Source organism: Vibrio pelagius (assembly GCF_024347575.1).
GTDB lineage: Bacteria > Pseudomonadota > Gammaproteobacteria > Enterobacterales > Vibrionaceae > Vibrio > Vibrio pelagius.
The window spans coordinates 471262-489917 of sequence record NZ_AP025504.1 but is presented as its reverse complement, the minus strand read 5'-3'; the positions used below and the strand labels follow the sequence as shown (position 1 = coordinate 489917).

Below are 18656 nucleotides of genomic sequence, written 5' to 3'. Positions count from 1 at the left end.
AAGGTGCTTTGGTGTGTGCAAAAGGAAATATCAATGTCGAGAATTGAATCTCAACCTGCTACTCAGGCTCGAAGTAAAACCCTCTATTTTCTCACTTGGCGATGGCACTTCTACGCGGGCCTATTCGTAATCCCATTTATGTTGATGCTGAGTATAACCGGGCTGGTGATGCTACTTGATGACGAGCTTGAAAGTGCACTTTATCCAGAAGCACTTATCGTTCAAAGCCGTGCCAGTGACGCTATGGTAACGATTAGCGACCAGTTAAATGCGGTCAAAGCGCAATACCCTGATGGAACAGTCACTCAGTTCATTACCGCAAAGTCTGAAAGCTTACCAAATCGTTTCTCGGTCAACTTGTCAGACGGCCGCTCGGTTTTCGCCACTGTCGATCCATACTCTGGGGACGTCATTGGTGAGATCCCACGCAGCGATAGTTGGTATCAGCTCGCAAATGAAATACATGGCACCTTGCTAGTAGGGGATTGGGGCGACTATTTGATCGAGGTGGCAACGAGTCTCTCTATCCTTCTTTTAGTCTCGGGTATCTATTTATGGCTACCGCGTGACAATGCAACTAAAGCTGGATTCTTAAAGATTCGTTTCTCATCTGGAACTCGTATTCTGATGCGTGATATACACGCGAACCTTGGTGGTACTCTGTCTCTGGTTCTGTTGCTGTTCCTTCTCTCCGGTCTTGCTTGGGCTGGTTTTTGGGGCGGTAAAATGGTTCAGGCTTGGAGCAGTTTTCCTGCGCAAATGTGGGATGATGTACCGCTGTCGGATAAAACGCATGCTTCTCTGAACCATGGTTCTGAAGAAGAATTACCTTGGAATTTAGAGCAAACGCCACTCCCGGAATCGCACGATCACTCCGCAATGACAGACGAGCATAGTCACCATGATGTCTCCACAGAGAGCATCTCACTTGAGGAGGTCATGCAAACTGCATCTAGATTGGGCTTTACCTATTATCGCGTCAATTTCCCGCGCTCAGAAACAGGGGTGTATACCATCACCGCTAATACCATGGGTGGCGATATTGTCGACCCGAGAACAGACCGAACCACTCACTTAGACCAGTACTCAGGCCGTATTCTCGGAGAGGTGACGTGGAACGATTACAACGTGATGGCAAAGACGCTCGCTGTTGGTATCTCTCTTCACCAAGGTGACATCAGCGTCGTTAACAAAATTCTGAACGTTCTGTTCTGCTTAACCTTTATCACAGTGTCAATCACTGGCGCGGTGATGTGGTGGGTTCGCCGTCCCGCGGGTAAAGGAAAGTTGGGAGTGCCGCCTAAGTTTGAAGACGCAGGTATTTGGAAAGTAGGCTTGATGACTGTCGTTCTTATCTCTGTACTGTTCCCGTTAGCCGGAGCAACGATAGTCGTCGCGATGTTACTTGACTGGCTGCTATTCTCTCGTGTTGAAAGATTAAGGATGGCTCTGAGCTAGATGGAACGCCGCCCCTCGATGCGTACTGCTTATCGAGGGGCGGTATATTGATTTAAACGGATAATGCTATGTATTTGTTGGTTTTTTACGCCTGATAAAGTTCCAGAGGCAATCCGTCGGGGTCTGCGAAAAAGGTAAACTCTCGACCGGTGAACTCATCCACTCGAATCGGTTCGACTTCCACGCCTTTACTTTCTAGGTAGCCTTTCATTTGTTGAACGTCATCGACACAAAAAGCTAAATGTCTTAACCCTTGAGCTTCTGGAAAGCTTGGCCTTTCGGGAGCATTGGGAAAGCTGAACAGTTCAATTTGTGCACCATTCGGTAATGCTAAGTCGAGTTTGTAAGATTGGCGTGCTTCTCGATAGTTCTCGGCAACAATTTCCAGTTTTAGAGTCTCGGTATAGAAGCGTTTCGAGACTTGATAATCAGAGCAGATAATTGCCGCATGGTGGATTCCTTTCAGCACTGTTTTGTTTCTCCTGCCAGTTTGTCGCTTAAGTGTTTCATGGCGTAATCAATGAAAACGCGAAGTCGCGCTGGCATGTATTTCGTTTGAGCAAACTGCATTGCGATTGCGCCGTGGTAGTTACTTTTGATTGTCCAGTCATTGAGGACTTGAACGACGCTCCCTTCAGCGAGCGCATCCTGAATCACGAAGTCGTGGAAGATCCCGATTCCTAAGCCTTCCTGCACACCCTTTAAACGCATTTGCGAGTGGTTTACTGCGTAACGTCCGCTGACCGATACCGTGTGGAACTCATCATCTTTAAGGAAATCCCAAATATGGTCTTTGTCGGTCTCTGCAAGGTACAGACAGTCATGTTGGCTAAGATCGGTCGGGTGTGACGGCGTTCCCTTATTCGCAAGGTAATCTGGGCTTGCGCACAACACGAGGTTGGTTTTTCCGAGCTCCTTAAGCACCAAGCTCTCATCGGGTTTATCAGTGAGGCGAAACGCGATATCAATCCCCTGACGCAGAATGTCGATATCACCATCGGCAGCGCGCAGTTTGAGCTGAATCTCTGGGTATTGGTTTAGGAAAGGGACAACAAAGGGCTGTAAAACTGAGTTTAAGAAAGCTTCGGGCGCTGCCACAATCAGAGAACCTGCGGGCTCAGTATGATCAGATGTCGAGAGCTCAACCGCTTGTTGTGCCGCATTAATCATCACTACACTCTGGTCGTACACCAGTTGACCAGCCTGGGTAATGATAAGGCTTCGCGTAGTACGCTCAAATAGCTTCACTGACAGGGCTTTTTCCAAACGGGTGATGAGCTTGCTCAGCGCCGATGGCGTCACACCAAGTTGTTTAGCTGCGGCGGTAAAACTGCCCTCATTAACCACCAAAATAAAGGAGGCAAGATCAGGAAGCAGGGCTATCAGTTTTGGGTTGATCATAACGTTAGGTACTCGGCCAGTGGGCTGATATTTCTAGAAATTGACAATCAGCATCATACGTCAAACTCCATTCAATATTAAGCGCAGTGTTTTGTGTGGCTTGTATCAAATAATGATGGAAGATTAAGCACAAGATTCCGTGTTTTATAAAAACAATTCCTGCCTATGTATTTATTCAATCAAATACATATACTGGCTGAATAGTCATAATTAAATCAGTTGGTTAAAGGAAAGATATTCATGGATAGATCGGAAAGCTTGTTTGAAAAGCAGCGTATAAAACGGTTTAACTTTTCAGTATGGACAGTTCTGACTGGAACGTTACTCGCCCGAACAAGCTACTTTATGGCATGGCCTTTTCTGATTGTTTTTCTCTATGAAGATTACGGTGCGTCTGCAATTGAAGTCGGCACCATGCTTGCGGTGTCCGCTGTTGTTGGGGCGGGAACAGGGCTCTACTCGGGCTACCTTTCGGATAAGCTAGGGCGCAAATGGGTAATGGTGTTAGGCAGTTGGATTGCCTCGATATCCTACACCGGTATCGCATTGGCGAGTGAAGTGTGGCAGTTCTATGTGCTGATCATGATGACAGGTCTAATGCGTCCAATGATCGAAGCTCCAGCTAAGGCAGTCATAGGCGATAACCTCAAAGATTTGAAAGATCGTGAGCTAGCACTGAACATTCGTTACTTCTTACTTAATTTGGGTGGCGCACTTGGCCCACTAATTGGTATCACTTTGGCGCTTTCTCAGCCACAGAACCTGTTCTTTGTTGCTGGTGGTACTTATGTCGTTTACGGTTTCTGGCTGCTGTTAGGAATCGAACGCAAAGGTACTTTTACCAAGCCAGATCCCTCTCAACTGCCTAATTTTGCCGCGACGCTTAATGTGATTCGTAAAGACAATATTTTTGTAAAACTGATGGTCGCCAACTTCATCATGATGTTTGTTTACGCGCAGGTTGAGTCGTCAATTCCTCAAGTCATCGTGCGCTCTTCCATCACTGATGCCGCGCAACTTATTGCTGGGTTAGTGTTGGTGAATACGCTGACGATTATTGTGTTTCAATTCCCAATGCTTAAATGGCTCGAGCACGTGCCTCTGTTCGTAAGAACCCGAATTGGCATGATTTTGATGGCGATTGCTCAAATTGGCTTTCTTTTTACACCAAATGATTGGCCTCTAGGCTGGGGAATGGCTTGCTTTATATTAAGCCTAGGAGAAGTAATTGCTTTCCCAACCCTTAATGTACAAATCGATAGAATGGCACCACCACATCTAAGAGGTTCTTACTTCGGTGCGGCTGCTCTTTATTCTCTTGGCTTCGCTATTGCACCGCTGCTTGGCGGTGTGGTGATAGAGGTGCTCAGCGCTTACTGGCTATTTGTGCTCTGCTTTATCCTATGTTTGGTGATGATTTGGTTGTACTGGCTGGCTGAGCATACCGAAGACAGTGTCGAAAGAGCGCCGGTTACCCAGAGTTAACCGATGCCGAAATCACGAACACAGAATTGTGACTATCTTCATAGTTAAGGTATTTTATTGATGCCTCAGATTCATTAATGTTTTTCCAACTAGAGGGATAATCGATACCGAGATGTTCTACTAGAATATAGGCATTAGTTTTACAGTGTAAATGGCGCTCCTGTCACCGTTTACACTTCCCCTATAAATAAGCAGCGAATGCGCTGTGAATAATAACTAGGAAGGAATTAGACAATGTCTTCTGCATTCTACCAACAGATTGAAAAACAAATTGAAGAAGTAAAGGCTGAAGGTCTTTACAAGTCTGAGCGTGTAATCACTTCTCAGCAGCAAGCAGCTGTTAAAATTTCAACAGGCGAAGAAGTGCTTAACTTCTGTGCAAACAACTACTTAGGTCTAGCTAACCACCCTGAGCTTATCGAAGCTGGTAAAGCAGGTATGGATCAACACGGCTTTGGTATGGCGTCTGTACGTTTCATCTGTGGTACTCAAGACATCCACAAAAAGCTAGAAGACAAACTGTCTACATTCCTTGGTAAAGAGGACACGATTCTTTACACATCTTGTTTCGATGCGAACGCAGGTCTTTTCGAAACTATCCTAGGCAAAGAAGATGCAATCATCTCTGATGCTCTAAACCACGCTTCAATCATTGATGGTGTCCGCCTATGTAAAGCAATGCGCTTCCGTTACGCGAACAACAACATGGAAGAGCTAGAGCAGCAACTTATCGCTGCTAAAGAAGCAGGCGCTCGTCACACGCTAATCGTAACTGACGGCGTATTCTCTATGGACGGCGTAGTAGCAAACCTTCCCGCTATCTGTGACCTAGCAGACAAGTACGATGCGCTAGTGATGGTTGATGATTCTCACGCAGTTGGCTTCATGGGCGAAAACGGCGCTGGTACTCACGAGTTCCATAACGTTGTTGATCGTATCGACATCATCACAGGTACGCTAGGTAAAGCAATGGGTGGCGCTTCAGGCGGCTACACATCTGGTAAGAAAGAAGTGATCGACTGGCTACGTCAGCGTTCTCGTCCATACCTATTCTCTAACTCAGTGGCTCCTGCGATCGTTAACGCGTCTATCCGTGTTCTTGATCTTTTAAAAGAGAGCGGCGAGCTTCGCGACCGTCTATGGGAAAACGCTGCACACTTCCGTACTCGTATGGAAGACGCAGGTTTCACTATGGGTGGTGCTGACCACGCAATCATTCCAATCATGCTAGGTGATGCGAAAGTAGCGGCTGATTTTGCTGAGCGTGCTTTAGAGAAAGGCATCTACGTTGTAGGTTTCTCTTTCCCTGTAGTACCAAAAGGTCAAGCGCGTATCCGTACTCAAATGTCTGCTGCACACTCACGTGAGCAACTAGATCGCGCTATCGATGCATTCATCGAAGTGGGTAAAGAGATGGAAATCATCTAATTCTGAGGTTTTACTCAGAATATAGATAAAAAAGTTTTTTGATTCTCGCCTTATAGTTAGGCGAGATGAACTAGGTAACATTATGAAAATTAAAGCACTTTCTAAGCTTAAGCCTGAAGAAGGCATTTGGATGACCGAGGTTGAAAAACCTGAAATGGGTCATAATGATCTTCTTATCCGTATTAAGAAAACCGCAATCTGTGGTACAGACGTACACATCTACAACTGGGATGAGTGGTCACAAAACACAATTCCAGTGCCTATGGTTGTAGGTCACGAATACGTGGGTGAAGTTGTTGGCATCGGCCAAGAAGTTCGTGGTTTTGAAATCGGCGACCGTGTATCTGGCGAAGGTCACATCACATGTGGTCACTGTCGTAACTGTCGTGGTGGTCGTACTCACCTTTGTCGTAACACAACAGGTGTTGGTGTTAACCGCACGGGTGCGTTCTCTGAATACCTTGTGATTCCAGCGTTCAACGCGTTTAAGATCCCAGCAGAGATCTCTGACGATCTAGCATCTATCTTCGACCCGTTTGGTAACGCAGTACACACAGCGCTTTCTTTCGACCTGGTAGGTGAAGACGTGCTAATCACTGGTGCTGGTCCAATCGGTATCATGGCTGCAGCAGTTGCTAAGCACGTGGGTGCTCGTCACGTTGTGATCACTGACGTAAACGAATACCGCCTAGACTTAGCTAAGAAGATGGGTGTAACGCGCGCGGTAAACGTGATGGAAGAGAAGCTTGAAGACGTGATGGCGGATCTAGGCATGACAGAAGGCTTCGACGTAGGTCTAGAAATGTCTGGCGTACCATCTGCGTTCAACAGCATGCTGACTAACATGAACCACGGCGGTAAGATTTCTCTACTAGGTATTCCACCATCAGACATGGCAGTAGACTGGAACCAAGTAATCTTTAAAGGCTTGGTTATCAAAGGTATCTACGGTCGTGAGATGTTCGAAACTTGGTACAAGATGGCTTCACTGATCCAGTCTGGTCTAGATCTAACACCAATCATCACGCACCACTACAAAGTGGACGACTTCCAAGCAGGCTTCGACATGATGCGCTCTGGTATGTCGGGTAAAGTAATCCTTGATTGGGAGTAGGGTTGGATTTCTTGTAAGAAGCCAATCATGTTGATGTGTTAGAAGGTAACTTCTCCATCATCAAAGATTAGCCTTGTCCCATCACGGTAATCAAACTAAGCCACTTTAGTATATAAAGTGGCTTTTTTAGTTTTTAGCCCTCGCTGATATTGAAAAATAACACAATAACGTTATCGCCTTACATCGGTGAGGTGTATGTATGAATCAAAATGTGGCATCCTAATTTCTATCGTTCAAAAAAGGACACATGGACCGTCGGATATGGATACCAACTCACATCAGCTTTCTCTACGTACAATTGAGCCATCGGATTATACCGAGCTTGCAGCACTCATGAACCTCGTTTTCCCAGATGTAGGGGGGGCGTGGCCACGCATGACCATTCTGGATCTGATTAATCAGTTTCCTGATGGGCAAATTTGCATTGAAGATAACGGCAAGATCATCGGCGCTGCCTTGACGATTAAAGTCAACTACAACCGCATTTCGCTTCCTCACCTTTACACGGACATCATTAGTGAAAACAACGTGATCCAGAATAAAGCAAACGGTGATGCTATGTATGGTTTGGATGTATTTGTGCATCCGGATTATCGAGGGTTGCGTTTGGGACGTCGTTTGTACAACGCCCGAAAAGAGTTGTGCCGAAGCAAAAACTTTAAAGCGATATTAGCGGGCGGGCGAATCCCTGAGTACCATAAGTACGCGGATGAGTTGAGTGTGGCGGAATACATCGATAAGGTAAAGCGCCGCGAATTGCACGATCCTATTTTGTCGTTTCAGCTAGCCAACGACTTCGATGTGAAACGAATTATGCGCGGTTATCTGCCTGAGGATGATGCCTCTAAAGGGTATGCCACACTCTTGGAATGGGACAATTTTTTCTACGAGGAAGACATACAATCGGTTCACGATGTCGAGAAGAATCTCATTCGCATAGGTGTGGTGCAATGGCAAATGCGTGCCATGAACGATTTAGAAGATTTGCTCGATCAAGCTGAGTTTTTTATCTCCTCTCTTGCCAACTATCAAGCCGATTTTGCGCTTTTCCCTGAATTTTTCAACGCCCCGCTTATGGGACTAAAAAAGGAACAAAGCTCGGTTGAGGCGATCCGTTTTCTGGCAAGTTTCACTGAAGAGATCAAGTCTCGTTTCTCTCAATTAGCCGTGACTTACAACATCAATATCATTGCCGGAAGTATGCCGATTATTGAAGAGGATGGTAAGCTTTATAATGTCGCTTATCTATTGCAGCGTGATGGAAGCATTAATGCTCAATACAAAGTACATATCACCCCTCATGAGCAAAAAGATTGGGTGATTGACGGTGGCGATAAGGTACAGGTATTTGATACAGATGCAGGTAAAGTGGGAATACTCATTTGTTACGACAGTGAGTTTCCAGAGTTGGGCCGAATGATGGCCGATCAAGGCGTGCAAATACTGTTTGTGCCGTTTTGGACTGATACTAAAAATGGATATCAGCGCGTGCGTATTTGTTCTCAAGCGCGGGCCATTGAGAACGAGTGTTATGTGGCGATTGGTGGCAGTGTGGGCAACCTCCCGCGAGTCGATAACGTGGATATTCAATATGCACAGTCAGCGGTGTTCTCGCCTTCTGACATTTACTTCCCACACGATGCAACCTTGACAGAAGCCAGCGCCAATACCGAAATGATCATTTTTGCGGATGTTGATTTAACTAAGCTTAAACAGCTTAATACCGAAGGCTCAGTCACTAACTTACGCCATCGCCGACTCGACTTGTACGGTGGATTTACTAAAACAAACAAAGCCTGAATGTGAGGTTCAAGAAAAAGCACTGAAAAAGCTAACTAGGGGAGGTGTGCCTGATTCAGTGCTTTGGTTGAGCGGTAACGACTTACGCGGTTTGGCGCTTTAACATGATTTAAGAGCCCAAGCCGCTTGAGAAAGTCGACAGAATGGATTTGAAAGTGGGATAGTACGAGTTGATCGCCATTTGTGTTGGTAGATCATATTGAGTATTGCCACTCGTATTTTCATCACTCGGTTCGAGCATCATTATTTGATAGAAACTCGTCGCTTCTCCCGGTTCACTGATCTGTACAAGTCTTTCTTGGTCGACAGGGGCCATAAACTCAAATTCTATGCTTAAGTTAACAAGTCCGTTAGGCATTACGTCTAGGCGATAAGTTGATTCAGCATTTGAATCAGACGGGCTACCAAACCCAAAGTCTCGATGAAGTAGTTCGTGTGTTGAAGCATCAGAAACGTTGTTATTTTGGGCTGAAAGTAGAAGGTCAACGTTGTGACTATTTAGGTCGATAGATGTATTCGCTTGAAATAGCGTTTTTTCAGCTTGGTCGTTGTTTGATGATACAACATAGGTACTATGTAACACATCGCTATCAACTGAGCATTCTGAGTTGATGGTTAACACTACCCCGTCATCTTGAATAGCAACCACTTCATTAGGTAAACACAAACTATTGGCTGTCATCGGTGGCAACCCTGCATCTACAAGTAACTGGGCATAGTCAGTTTGAGGTGAGAGATCATCAGATGCTTCTAGCTCTTGATTTGCCTTCTTTTCTAAAATCTCAACGGAATTTTTTAGGCTCTCTTTTTGTTGTTGGGTGAGTTTTGGTTCTGGCGAATCACTATCTGAACCGCAACCTGTAAGGATCAAAGGGATGGCCAGTGTCAAAAGTAGACCTTTGTTCATTATTTATCCGCCTATAAGAGTAAGTTGTTAGCAAATGTGGAGTTAGATTATGGATCAAAATTGCTGCGAAAAAGGTGACACCTTGTTTTGAGGTGTTCATGTTTTAGTAACCGAGAGCCAATAAAATTCACCTCTAAGTCTAGATTAGTCGTTTTGTGCTAGGGTTACTAATAGGCGAGAGCTCATGTGTAATGACATGATCTCTAGGTTGAGTGTTAGAGGAGGGTGATCAATATGATCAAACGAATATTCATTTTACTGGTACCTTTTATCTTGTTTGGTTGTGGTACGACAGATCGCGACCTCCAGCAACAAGGCCGCAGTGATTCGTATATTCAAGGCTTCCATGATGGACGCCATAGTGGGTTGTACGAAGGTGGAAACGACTTTGAATCGTACGTGAAAGATAACGCACGATATGACACCGATGATGATTACAGACGGGGTTGGTTAGCGGGTGAGAAAGAAGGAAAATCACTGCAAAGCCAGAATGATTCCATTTCTAAAGGAATACTTTCCTCTCCACCGCCCAAGGGGAAATCAGATGACTTTGACCAAGTTGCACGTGACGCGGTTAAAGGTGTTGATACATCTGGGCTTGAGAACCTGAAGTAGTGAGTTGATAAGTACTTGCCGAGGTATCTCGTAACTCCGGTATATGGCTTCTGATCGAAATGAAAAACGCGGCTAATTGAGCCGCGTTTTGATTTGTGTTGGGAATACTTTATGTCTCTTCTTCCTCAAAGTCGTCCGCATAACCTTTCGGTGGTGGTGTCCAACCACGTTCAGAGCGAGTGTGTTTGTCTGAACGGTCTTTCTTCATATCTTCTTTCATTGCTTCTTCTAGATGAATGAATATTTGACGATAGTTGTTGTCGTAACGAGGGTTATCTTCAGCCGCAGCCCAAGCTTGATATAGCTTCTCTGATTTGCGGTTCTCCACTCTCATATAAGTCGATTTTTGCTGCTCAACAAAGAATTGATGGTGACCTAGTGAGCGAAGTGCCTCGGCACCCATCTCTAAGGCAGAGTGATACGTCTCTGACTCTATATAATCGGCTCCCACTTCTCTCAAACGATAACCGTGTCCACGGTCGTAGGCGCGCGCCAGTATCTTTACTTTCGGATAGGTGTGTTTGACATATTTCACCAGCTCGACACTGGCATCTTGATTGTCGATAGCTACCACAAAGAGCGCCGCATCTTCAATTCCTGCAGTGTGCAGTAAATCTGGTCGAGTCGCATCACCGAAGTACGATTTGATGTTGATTGATCGCAGCACATCCACTTGGTTGGCTTGGTGATCTAGTACTACTGTATTTACGCCATTCGACACCAGCAGACGGTTCACGATCTGACCGAAACGACCAATACCCGCGATGATCACTGTGCCTTTCTCTTCAATAGTATCTTCTTCTCTATCGTTAGATTTCTGTTCGTAACGAGGAAGGATCACTTTGTCGAACAAGATAAAGAGGCCTGGCGTTAGGAACATCGATAACGCGACAACCAGAGACAGGATTTGCACGATGTCAGGTGGCAATACATGGTTTTGAGCAGAGAAACTCAATAGTACAAAACCAAATTCACCGGCTTGCGCCAAGCTCAGTGTAAATAGCCAGCGGTCGCTGTTCTTAATCTTGAAAATCAGTGCCAAGACAAATAGCACCGCTGCTTTCAATAGCATGACGCCCAGAGTCAAGCCGATGACTAGGATGAAATCATTAAACAGAACATCGAAGTTGATTCCCGCGCCTACCGTAATAAAGAAAAGGCCAAGTAGTAGCCCTTTAAACGGGTCTATATTGGACTCCAGTTCATGACGGAATTCACTGTTAGCAAGTACCACACCTGCAAGGAAAGTACCTAATGCAGGCGATAGGCCAACCAGACTCATTAATGCTGCGATACCAATCACCAGCATGAGAGCGGTTGCTGTAAAAATTTCACGTAATCCAGAGCTTGCAACGAAGCGGAAAAGCGGGCGACTCAAGAAGTGTCCACCGACCACCACTAGTGCGATAGAGGTGGTAATCACAAGCCCATATGCCCAGCCCGGCAGCCCTGCGACTAAACTGAGTTCATCATGGTGACCAGCTGCAGCCGACACTGCATTTTGCGCCGCTTCAACCAGTTCTGGCAGTGCCAAGAGTGGGATAAAAGCCAACATCGGAATAACGGCGATATCTTGGAATAGCAACACCGAAAAGGCATTTTGGCCCCCTTCGGTTTTTGACAGCCTCTTCTCATTAAAGGTTTGCAGAACAATAGCAGTAGAAGAGAGCGCAAAGATCAGACCGATGGTTAATGCAATGGTCCAAGGCTGTTCAAATACAAGTGCGATGCCCATGACAATCGCTGCTGTCCCGCCAACCTGCAAGCCGCCTAACCCCATTAGACGATTGCGCATCGCCCACAGCATTTTGGGCTCAAGCTCCAAACCGACTAAAAACAACATCATTACCACGCCAAATTCGGCAAAGTGTTGGATGGTGGTTGTCTCTTCACCAACAAGGCCAATAATAGGGCCGATCACCACACCAGCAATTAGGTAACCCAATACGGAGCCTAAGCCTAGGCGTTTGGCAATCGGAACCGCGATCACGGCGGCGACTAAGTAGATAAAGGCTTGTAGAAAATATCCTGTCATTCTTTAGTCCTTGTTGATGATTTCGTCGAGGTAGTGGTTTAACTTGGCAGCTTTTCTCGCTTTCCTATAATCGATGTTGCCGGCAACCAATGACTCCAATAAGAATTTATAGCGTTCAACGTGGCCAACGATACGATTCTCTTCCAACGCGGTACGTGAGCCAAATAGAGCGTATGGTGCTAAGTAATCCATGCCACATAAAGATGCAGTTTGCTCAAGAGGATGAAGTAGCTCGCGTATCGTAAAGTGGTTGTAGCCGTCGGTTTGATAGGCATCTTCTTTGCCGCCTGCAGTAATGCTACAGAGAAACTTCTTACCTTCTAGTTCATGGCCATCTGCGCCGTAAGCAAAACCGTACTCTAGAACTAAGTCTTGCCACTCTTTAAGAATGGCTGGGGTCGAATACCAGTAGAGAGGGAATTGAAAGATAATAATGTCATGCTCAAGAAGGCGTTTCTGTTCACGATCAATATTGATATTAAAGGTTGGGTATTCAGCGTAAAGATCGACACATGTGACGTTTTCAATTTTCTTGGCTTGGTTAAACAGTGGTTTGTTCGCTTCTGAGCGGTGTTGAGATGGGTGCGCAAACAACACCAGAACTCGATTCTTCGGCATATGGCCCTCTTTATATATTTCGAACAATATCTACTCGTTACAATAATAGAAGAGGAATTGAAGAACAATGAAATAGCTGGGATTTGAATCAAGATAACGTTAGGAAAATTAGCAGAGATGTTTTTTGGTTTTGTCGTATGTTGAGTGATAAGAGTTGTTCAATAGGAATTTAAAACAAAAAAGCAGTGGCTATCGACCACTGCCTTTCCATTGCTGCTGTTTGTCTACATGTATTGGTTTATGTAGACATCAACTAAAAACATAAACACTGGAATGGTGCTGAGTACGGCGAAAAAAACGATAGGTACCCAGTTTTTCATTTTCTTTTTTGGTTGCTCGTTGTTGCTCATAAAGCTTGACCTTTGCGCTTACTTTTAAACCTGAACAGTCTATTCGTTAACTAACTTGCCGCTATAGTAACAAAGAAGCTAACACTTGCTAGGATTTGTGTAAGAGAATCGTGGTGAGTATCAAATGATCTTTAATATCAAAGGTTCATTGGCGGTTCATCTTTGATTTGAAATAATAACCCTAACCACGGCTTACACAGTGTAATGCCGTACCTAATATTTCTGGAGTGCACTTAATGAAAACAATCGGCAATATCATTTGGTTTTTGTTCGGCGGCGTATTTATGGGATTGGCGTGGTGGTTCTTCGGACTGCTGGCATTCATCACTATTGTCGGTATCCCTTGGGGCAGGGCGTGCTTCGTAATGGGCAATTTCTCATTTTTTCCATTCGGTCAAGAAGCTATCTCACGTGATGAACTGACTAACGAGGGTGATATCGGTACCAGTCCACTGGGTATGTTGGGCAACATTATCTGGTTCGTATTCGCAGGTGTGTGGCTAGCGATTGGACATGTGCTATCTGCTGTGGCGTGCTTTGTTACTATTATCGGTATTCCATTCGCCATTCAGCACCTCAAATTAGCCGTGATCTCCCTAGCGCCTATAGGCAAAACCGTCGTTGATAAGCGAGAGGCAGAAGCCGCTCGTGTAAGGAACTACAAAGGCTAAAGTTTCATTCGGTTTTGATTGGAAAAGAGCGCGCGATTAAGCATGCTCTTTTGGTTTTTAAATCTCTTCACTTCTTCTAAGTTAATCCTCATTACTCCTTGAATTCTCAATATGCGCGCAGTTTGTGTGTCTTATGTTTATCAGTGTTTTGTTGTTTAGTTACCGTATTATTACTCGTCTAGCATTAGTAGGTCTGCACCCTTGAATTTCGATAGCACGAAGGGAAGGAGGGCGATATGCCTACAAAATCGAACGTACTCATGTTGTTTTTATGTAGTGCGTCGGTTGGCTGTAGTAATGGTTTATCTTCTGTTAGCACTCCCCATCAAGAGGGATTTATTGAACAAAATCAGAAGATTATTTATGGTATCCCGTTTATTCAAACCACTGAAGCAAGTACGGTTAGATTAGATGAGGAGTGGGAGTTAACGGCTAAACACAATAAACACCTATTAGATAAGTTGGGTCTTGACGTGATTTATCATCCTGAATGTGATGTCGCGTTAATCAAACGCCCCAGGCACCAAGACATCAAAACTCGGTGTTGTGTTTATAGGTGAACCTGTTACTCACGTTGGCTACCCGATGACGCGCGGGCCGACCTTCAACGCGGGCCACTACATAGGTGAAATCAATATTGCTACTTGGCAGGGATGCACAATGTCGGCAACGACTGGACGAGTTCGTGTTGGAATGTCTGGCGGTGGAGTGTATAACCAATCTGGTGAACTCGTTGGTGTTAATCATGGCTACATTCCAGAGACAGTAAGGTGGCACGATTTTGAATATCATCAGCCTTCGGTGTTTGTACCTCTGCTCGCTGTCAGTGATTGGTTAACCGAAGTTACAGGAAAATCATTTTTTGATTAAGAACGCTTCTACAAAGTGGCTACTATGAAGGTTGAAACTATAATGCCCCCTTCACTGACTCTATAAAGATAAGGGGGCATTGATTTACTCGGTGAGTTTCGCTAATCAGTCATCGGGTTGACTCGCGGTGAAAACTCGGGACCAAATGTCCCCCCCGTCGTCATCTTCCACGCCATCCCAATCGCTTGCTCTTGAGAAACCTTTGATGGAAAACTCGACACTATTGCTGTCAACAATCGCCAGAGTATCTCTTGCGGTTATTTCTCCTGCATCGATAACCACATCCACCAAGTTTGTGTCATCATTAACAGTCCAAGTCATGGTGAAGTTTTCTTTGTCACCCTCAGTGACATGCGAAACGATATAAGAGCCCGTGCCATTTACTTCAAATACGAAAGTTTCGAACTCTCCATCGTCATCTGAACTGCTTGTGAAGCTGATTGTTCTATCGAAGTACTCTGTACTAAACGCTGCGTTAGAGTCGCTTTGGCCGATACAAGACTCCACACTGTCTTTGTAGTCTTGGAAAGAACCATAATTTGGTACGTTATCTTCGATATTCAAATCAGTATTGCCTACATCGCAATGGAAAATGCCGTTGCTAGTCGATATGTCTTCGTAGGTTGAAGCCCAAGACTCAGATGCGTCTGGCTCATAGAAAGCGAGACTGACCGAACCCTCGCTGTTGTACAAAACAGTAATGTACTCAGCTAACTCTGTTTTTTCCTCGTCATAGTAGACTACATACATGTTGTTATCGGTATCAAACTCCCATACCCGATGTCTAGGTATTCCGTTTCGGTAATTTATGGCCGTACCATCGTCTCTAAATTGATATCCGCGAGTTTCACCATTACTTTTCACTCGGCCAAGTTGCAGACCAGATAGCTCAGAGGTTGATGGCTCGCCAGAACAAGCTAAATAATCTGAGAGGTCATTTTTAAAACTATCCAATGATGCGTTGGCGTTTTCAGGGAAGCTGCAGCTAACATTACCTTGTATAAGCTCGACCGTATCAGACCAAATCAGTTGCTTCGACTGCTCACCTTGAACCTCGGATTCATAGAATTTCAACGACCACACAGATTGTGATTGCTCAACTAATGCCCAAGTCCATGATGAGCTATAGTCTTCCTCAGTATAAGTGACAACAACTTCACCATTGTCAATCGCCCAATTGTCTGTATATCCGTATTCACCATTTTTAGAGACATCTACCGTCCCATCAGCGTTAAAGAAGTAGTCACGGGTATCACCGTTGCCTTTAACACGATGGAAGTTTTGGTCGACAATCATCTGCTCCGTGATGGTGATTTTTCCTCCACAAGCTGAAACTGCGGCTTCAAACTCTTTTGTTGTCGCTGTATCGTCTTCGTCATCGCCAGTACTACATGTGGAAACAGGTACATCAACAATACTCAAGACGGCATCTCTCGTGGTGGTATTTATGAAGATGCTTTCATCAACTTCTGGCTCTCCTGCCTTTTCAAGTGATCCCTGATGGAGTTGTCCGTCAACAACACTAAATAAGACATGCGGAGAGTCTTGATCAAAGCTTTCGCCCCACTCAGTGATTGCCTCCTCGGGAACCGTAAACACAATAATGTCTTCATTGTTCATCGTTGAACGAGACCAAGTGGCTGACGATACCCTTACCGCTTCTCCATCATTCCAATTTAAAGAATAGAAGTTGACGGTATTATCAGAGACGAGTTCGGCACTCACATCCCATCCAATTGATACACCGTAGTACATTGATGTCTGACCAACTTCACCAACGCTCGTGTCGACGATTAACTCGTCTAATGTTGCATTGTCTTTGCCATCGAGGCCGTCAAAAATCCACGGTGTCCAGTCTGTCCACAGATAGTACGCGTCGTTGACCGGAGTGAAGTTAAGAACTATGGCGGTTGAACCGTCAGGGTAGCTATCTTGACTGTCTTCCAGCAACTCTAAACCAAGGTTGTAAGAGGAAACAGAGACGCCGGATAGATCTTTATAGATAGCTGTTGCACGGTAAGTCAACGTCGGCTGATCTACCGGGTAAGCCATGATTTTGCTATCGCTGATATCCAACACGTACTCTTCGGGGATAGAGGTCCAACCCTGTTCAGTGAGTTGTGTGTCGGACTCAGAATCACTAGGCACTGCTATTAGCGTTCCGTCAGATTTAACACGTTGGATTTGGGTTAATGGAGCAACATCACCATTTGGAGTAAAGGTGTCGATAAACAGTTGGGTGATTTTGCTGTAATCATCCTCCCAAAGAGAATAAATAGCACTTTCAGATTTTATAAACTCGATGGCTTTTGCTGTATCGGATAACCCCACCGTTGGATCAGTTGGATTTAGGTCGTTTTCATCGTCGACCCCATCATTATCGTCATCAGGGTCTGCATTATTACCAATGCCATCTTTGTCAGTGTCGAGAGTTTCGTTTTCATCTAGTGGGAAGTCATCTTCTTCGTCGGAAACGCCATCATCATCATCATCAGTATCAGCGTTGTTACCAGTTCCATCCTTGTCGGTGTCAACACTCTCAGATGGGTCAAGTGGAAATGCGTCTTCTTCGTCATTGACTTCATCACCATCGTCGTCCTCATCAGCATTGTTGCCGATACCGTCATTATCAGTGTCGACTGTCTCTGTTGGGTCGAAGTCGAATGCGTCTTCTGTGTCTGGAACTCCGTCGTTATCGTCATCTAAATCGGCATTGTCACCTTTGCCGTCAGAATCTGAATCTTTGGTCTCGCTCGGATCTAATGGCATTTCATCTTCCGTATCGGAAACACCATCTCCGTCGTCATCGGTATCAGCATTATCACCAATGTTATCGTTATCACTGTCTAGCCATTCTGTACCATCATTTGGAAAAGCGTCATCCGCATCAGCCACGCCGTCTTTGTCGGTATCTTTGTCCGCCACCCCCGATTTATTAAAGACAATGGAGTCTAAATCTGCTTCATTGTCTTCTACAATTTCCTTGATTTTGGAGTTTACAATGCTGATGGCCGCTAAAAGATCGTTACTGCCATCATCATCTTTGGCAGCAGATTCGAGTTCTTCTGGGCTTTCAGGTAATTTACCTGATGCAACTAGGCTTCTTGCACCAAAGGCGGCTTTCTCGTTATTTTTTTCTTTGTAGTCACCAAGAACTTCTCCAGCGTCTAACCCCATTTCTTGTGCGACATTTGTAATCGCTTCTTCTTTGCTGGAGGCTTGCCCTGATTCAAGTTGGACATGGACTAAAGTGGAGAGTGGAGTAACTTCTTGCTCTCCGGCAGGAGCTGACATCACATAGTCAGATGCGACGGTATTGCCAGTATCTTCATCAATGGTTTGTCCTTTTATCGACCTAACGACAAGAGGGTAAGTTTCTGGATTAGCAATACCAGTAACATCTAGGCTAGTTTTGCCTCCTTCTCCCGTGGTGGCAGAAGGTTCATTAGAATCCAACTGGAAGTTTGCATTTAGGTCTAGCCAAACTTGGGCACCATTCAAATATCCATCAATGGCCGTGACGCTGTAAGATGTACTGGAAGTGGAACCGCTAGAGGAGTCTGAATCGGAATCGTCAAAACAACCGACCAGACCCACACTAGCAGTCAGCCCCAGCACAATAGTGAGTGGGTTCTTTTTCATTAGTTTATCCTAAACTGACGTTGTATAGAGTTGTTGCATATGAAAACTAGGAAATGAAATTCAGTTGTGCAAGGCAGGCAAAATGCTCAGTTTTCTCATATGAATAACAAGGTTTGGTATGCATTCATTGTGTTTATTGATCTTGTTGTTAATAACACTAAGACAAATAACGGGTAATTTATAGAATGACGGGCTCTATGAGTGGGTGTGAGGATGGGTAATGTCTTCTTTGGTGTCTGAAAACAATTTGAGCGATTGTTTC

15 protein-coding genes are annotated in these 18656 nt (G+C 45.0%); 9 read left to right on the top strand and 6 right to left on the bottom strand.

The features are described 5' to 3' along the window. The first annotated feature begins 33 nt into the window (after positions 1 to 33). Positions 34 to 1458: a PepSY-associated TM helix domain-containing protein gene (locus tag vsple_RS16370; RefSeq protein WP_261883881.1), complete on the top strand. Its 1425-nt coding sequence runs from the start codon at positions 34 to 36 to the stop codon at positions 1456 to 1458. Between the two features lie 85 nt (positions 1459 to 1543). On the opposite strand, the gene gloA2 is transcribed toward vsple_RS16370, so the two are convergent. Beyond that, complete coding sequence (gene gloA2 / locus vsple_RS16365) at positions 1544 to 1927, bottom strand: SMU1112c/YaeR family gloxylase I-like metalloprotein (RefSeq protein ID WP_261883880.1); 384 nt, start codon at positions 1925 to 1927, stop codon at positions 1544 to 1546. Continuing rightward, positions 1921 to 2859: a LysR family transcriptional regulator gene (locus vsple_RS16360; protein WP_255232556.1), complete on the bottom strand. Its 939-nt coding sequence runs from the start codon at positions 2857 to 2859 to the stop codon at positions 1921 to 1923. The genes gloA2 and vsple_RS16360 overlap by 7 nt, the downstream gene beginning before the upstream one ends. 240 nt (positions 2860 to 3099) lie before the next feature. Between vsple_RS16360 and vsple_RS16355 the strand changes: the two genes are divergently transcribed. The 4 genes from vsple_RS16355 (at position 3100) to vsple_RS16340 (ending at position 8686) form a co-directional block, all read left to right on the top strand. Further along, positions 3100 to 4344, top strand: coding sequence for an MDR family MFS transporter (locus tag vsple_RS16355; RefSeq protein ID WP_261883879.1), 1245 nt, complete (start codon positions 3100 to 3102; stop codon positions 4342 to 4344). 234 nt (positions 4345 to 4578) lie between these two features. Further along, a complete protein-coding gene (locus vsple_RS16350) occupies positions 4579 to 5772 on the top strand; it encodes a glycine C-acetyltransferase (protein WP_261883878.1) in 1194 nt (397 codons plus the stop codon). Between the two features lie 82 nt (positions 5773 to 5854). Then, positions 5855 to 6886: an L-threonine 3-dehydrogenase gene (gene tdh, locus vsple_RS16345; RefSeq protein ID WP_032550347.1), complete on the top strand. Its 1032-nt coding sequence runs from the start codon at positions 5855 to 5857 to the stop codon at positions 6884 to 6886. A gap of 261 nt (positions 6887 to 7147) precedes the next feature. Then, positions 7148 to 8686, top strand: a complete 1539-nt coding sequence (locus vsple_RS16340; RefSeq protein ID WP_255232559.1) for a bifunctional GNAT family N-acetyltransferase/carbon-nitrogen hydrolase family protein — start codon at positions 7148 to 7150, stop codon at positions 8684 to 8686. A gap of 109 nt (positions 8687 to 8795) precedes the next feature. Here vsple_RS16340 and vsple_RS16335 read toward each other — a convergent pair whose 3' ends face one another. Further along, positions 8796 to 9593 (bottom strand): hypothetical protein, encoded by a 798-nt coding sequence (locus tag vsple_RS16335; RefSeq protein WP_261883877.1) that lies wholly within the window; start codon positions 9591 to 9593, stop codon positions 8796 to 8798. A 234-nt stretch (positions 9594 to 9827) separates the two neighbouring features. Here vsple_RS16335 and vsple_RS16330 point away from each other — a divergent pair, with 234 nt between their 5' ends. Beyond that, positions 9828 to 10208: a hypothetical protein gene (locus vsple_RS16330; RefSeq protein ID WP_261883876.1), complete on the top strand. Its 381-nt coding sequence runs from the start codon at positions 9828 to 9830 to the stop codon at positions 10206 to 10208. A 109-nt stretch (positions 10209 to 10317) separates the two neighbouring features. Here the strand turns inward: vsple_RS16330 and vsple_RS16325 are convergent, their stop codons facing one another. Next, positions 10318 to 12243, bottom strand: coding sequence for a monovalent cation:proton antiporter-2 (CPA2) family protein (locus vsple_RS16325; RefSeq protein WP_261883875.1), 1926 nt, complete (start codon positions 12241 to 12243; stop codon positions 10318 to 10320). A 3-nt stretch (positions 12244 to 12246) separates the two neighbouring features. Continuing rightward, complete coding sequence (locus vsple_RS16320; protein WP_255232563.1) at positions 12247 to 12861, bottom strand: NAD(P)H-dependent oxidoreductase; 615 nt, start codon at positions 12859 to 12861, stop codon at positions 12247 to 12249. A gap of 586 nt (positions 12862 to 13447) precedes the next feature. On the opposite strand from vsple_RS16320, the gene vsple_RS16315 reads away from it, so the two are divergent. The 3 genes from vsple_RS16315 to vsple_RS16305 all read left to right on the top strand — a co-directional run bounded on the left by vsple_RS16315 (position 13448) and on the right by vsple_RS16305 (position 14752). Beyond that, positions 13448 to 13882: a YccF domain-containing protein gene (locus vsple_RS16315; protein WP_255232564.1), complete on the top strand. Its 435-nt coding sequence runs from the start codon at positions 13448 to 13450 to the stop codon at positions 13880 to 13882. A 236-nt stretch (positions 13883 to 14118) separates the two neighbouring features. Then, positions 14119 to 14442: a hypothetical protein gene (locus vsple_RS16310; RefSeq protein WP_261883874.1), complete on the top strand. Its 324-nt coding sequence runs from the start codon at positions 14119 to 14121 to the stop codon at positions 14440 to 14442. Further along, on the top strand, positions 14429 to 14752 hold the full coding sequence (locus vsple_RS16305) for a serine protease (protein ID WP_261883873.1): 324 nt from the start codon (positions 14429 to 14431) through the stop codon (positions 14750 to 14752). The genes vsple_RS16310 and vsple_RS16305 overlap by 14 nt, the downstream gene beginning before the upstream one ends. A gap of 105 nt (positions 14753 to 14857) precedes the next feature. On the opposite strand, the gene vsple_RS16300 is transcribed toward vsple_RS16305, so the two are convergent. Continuing rightward, positions 14858 to 18394 (bottom strand): hypothetical protein, encoded by a 3537-nt coding sequence (locus vsple_RS16300; protein WP_261883872.1) that lies wholly within the window; start codon positions 18392 to 18394, stop codon positions 14858 to 14860. Positions 18395 to 18656 lie beyond the last annotated feature (262 nt).

Coding starts and splice junctions, on each gene's coding strand:
- vsple_RS16370 (WP_261883881.1), top strand. CDS start 34: ATGTCGAGAATTGAATCTCAACCTGCTACTCAGGCTCGAAGTAAAACC.
- vsple_RS16360 (WP_255232556.1), bottom strand. CDS start 2,859: ATGATCAACCCAAAACTGATAGCCCTGCTTCCTGATCTTGCCTCCTTT.
- vsple_RS16355 (WP_261883879.1), top strand. CDS start 3,100: ATGGATAGATCGGAAAGCTTGTTTGAAAAGCAGCGTATAAAACGGTTT.
- vsple_RS16350 (WP_261883878.1), top strand. CDS start 4,579: ATGTCTTCTGCATTCTACCAACAGATTGAAAAACAAATTGAAGAAGTA.
- tdh (WP_032550347.1), top strand. CDS start 5,855: ATGAAAATTAAAGCACTTTCTAAGCTTAAGCCTGAAGAAGGCATTTGG.
- vsple_RS16340 (WP_255232559.1), top strand. CDS start 7,148: ATGGATACCAACTCACATCAGCTTTCTCTACGTACAATTGAGCCATCG.
- vsple_RS16335 (WP_261883877.1), bottom strand. CDS start 9,593: ATGAACAAAGGTCTACTTTTGACACTGGCCATCCCTTTGATCCTTACA.
- vsple_RS16330 (WP_261883876.1), top strand. CDS start 9,828: ATGATCAAACGAATATTCATTTTACTGGTACCTTTTATCTTGTTTGGT.
- vsple_RS16325 (WP_261883875.1), bottom strand. CDS start 12,243: ATGACAGGATATTTTCTACAAGCCTTTATCTACTTAGTCGCCGCCGTG.
- vsple_RS16320 (WP_255232563.1), bottom strand. CDS start 12,861: ATGCCGAAGAATCGAGTTCTGGTGTTGTTTGCGCACCCATCTCAACAC.
- vsple_RS16315 (WP_255232564.1), top strand. CDS start 13,448: ATGAAAACAATCGGCAATATCATTTGGTTTTTGTTCGGCGGCGTATTT.
- vsple_RS16310 (WP_261883874.1), top strand. CDS start 14,119: ATGCCTACAAAATCGAACGTACTCATGTTGTTTTTATGTAGTGCGTCG.
- vsple_RS16300 (WP_261883872.1), bottom strand. CDS start 18,394: ATGAAAAAGAACCCACTCACTATTGTGCTGGGGCTGACTGCTAGTGTG.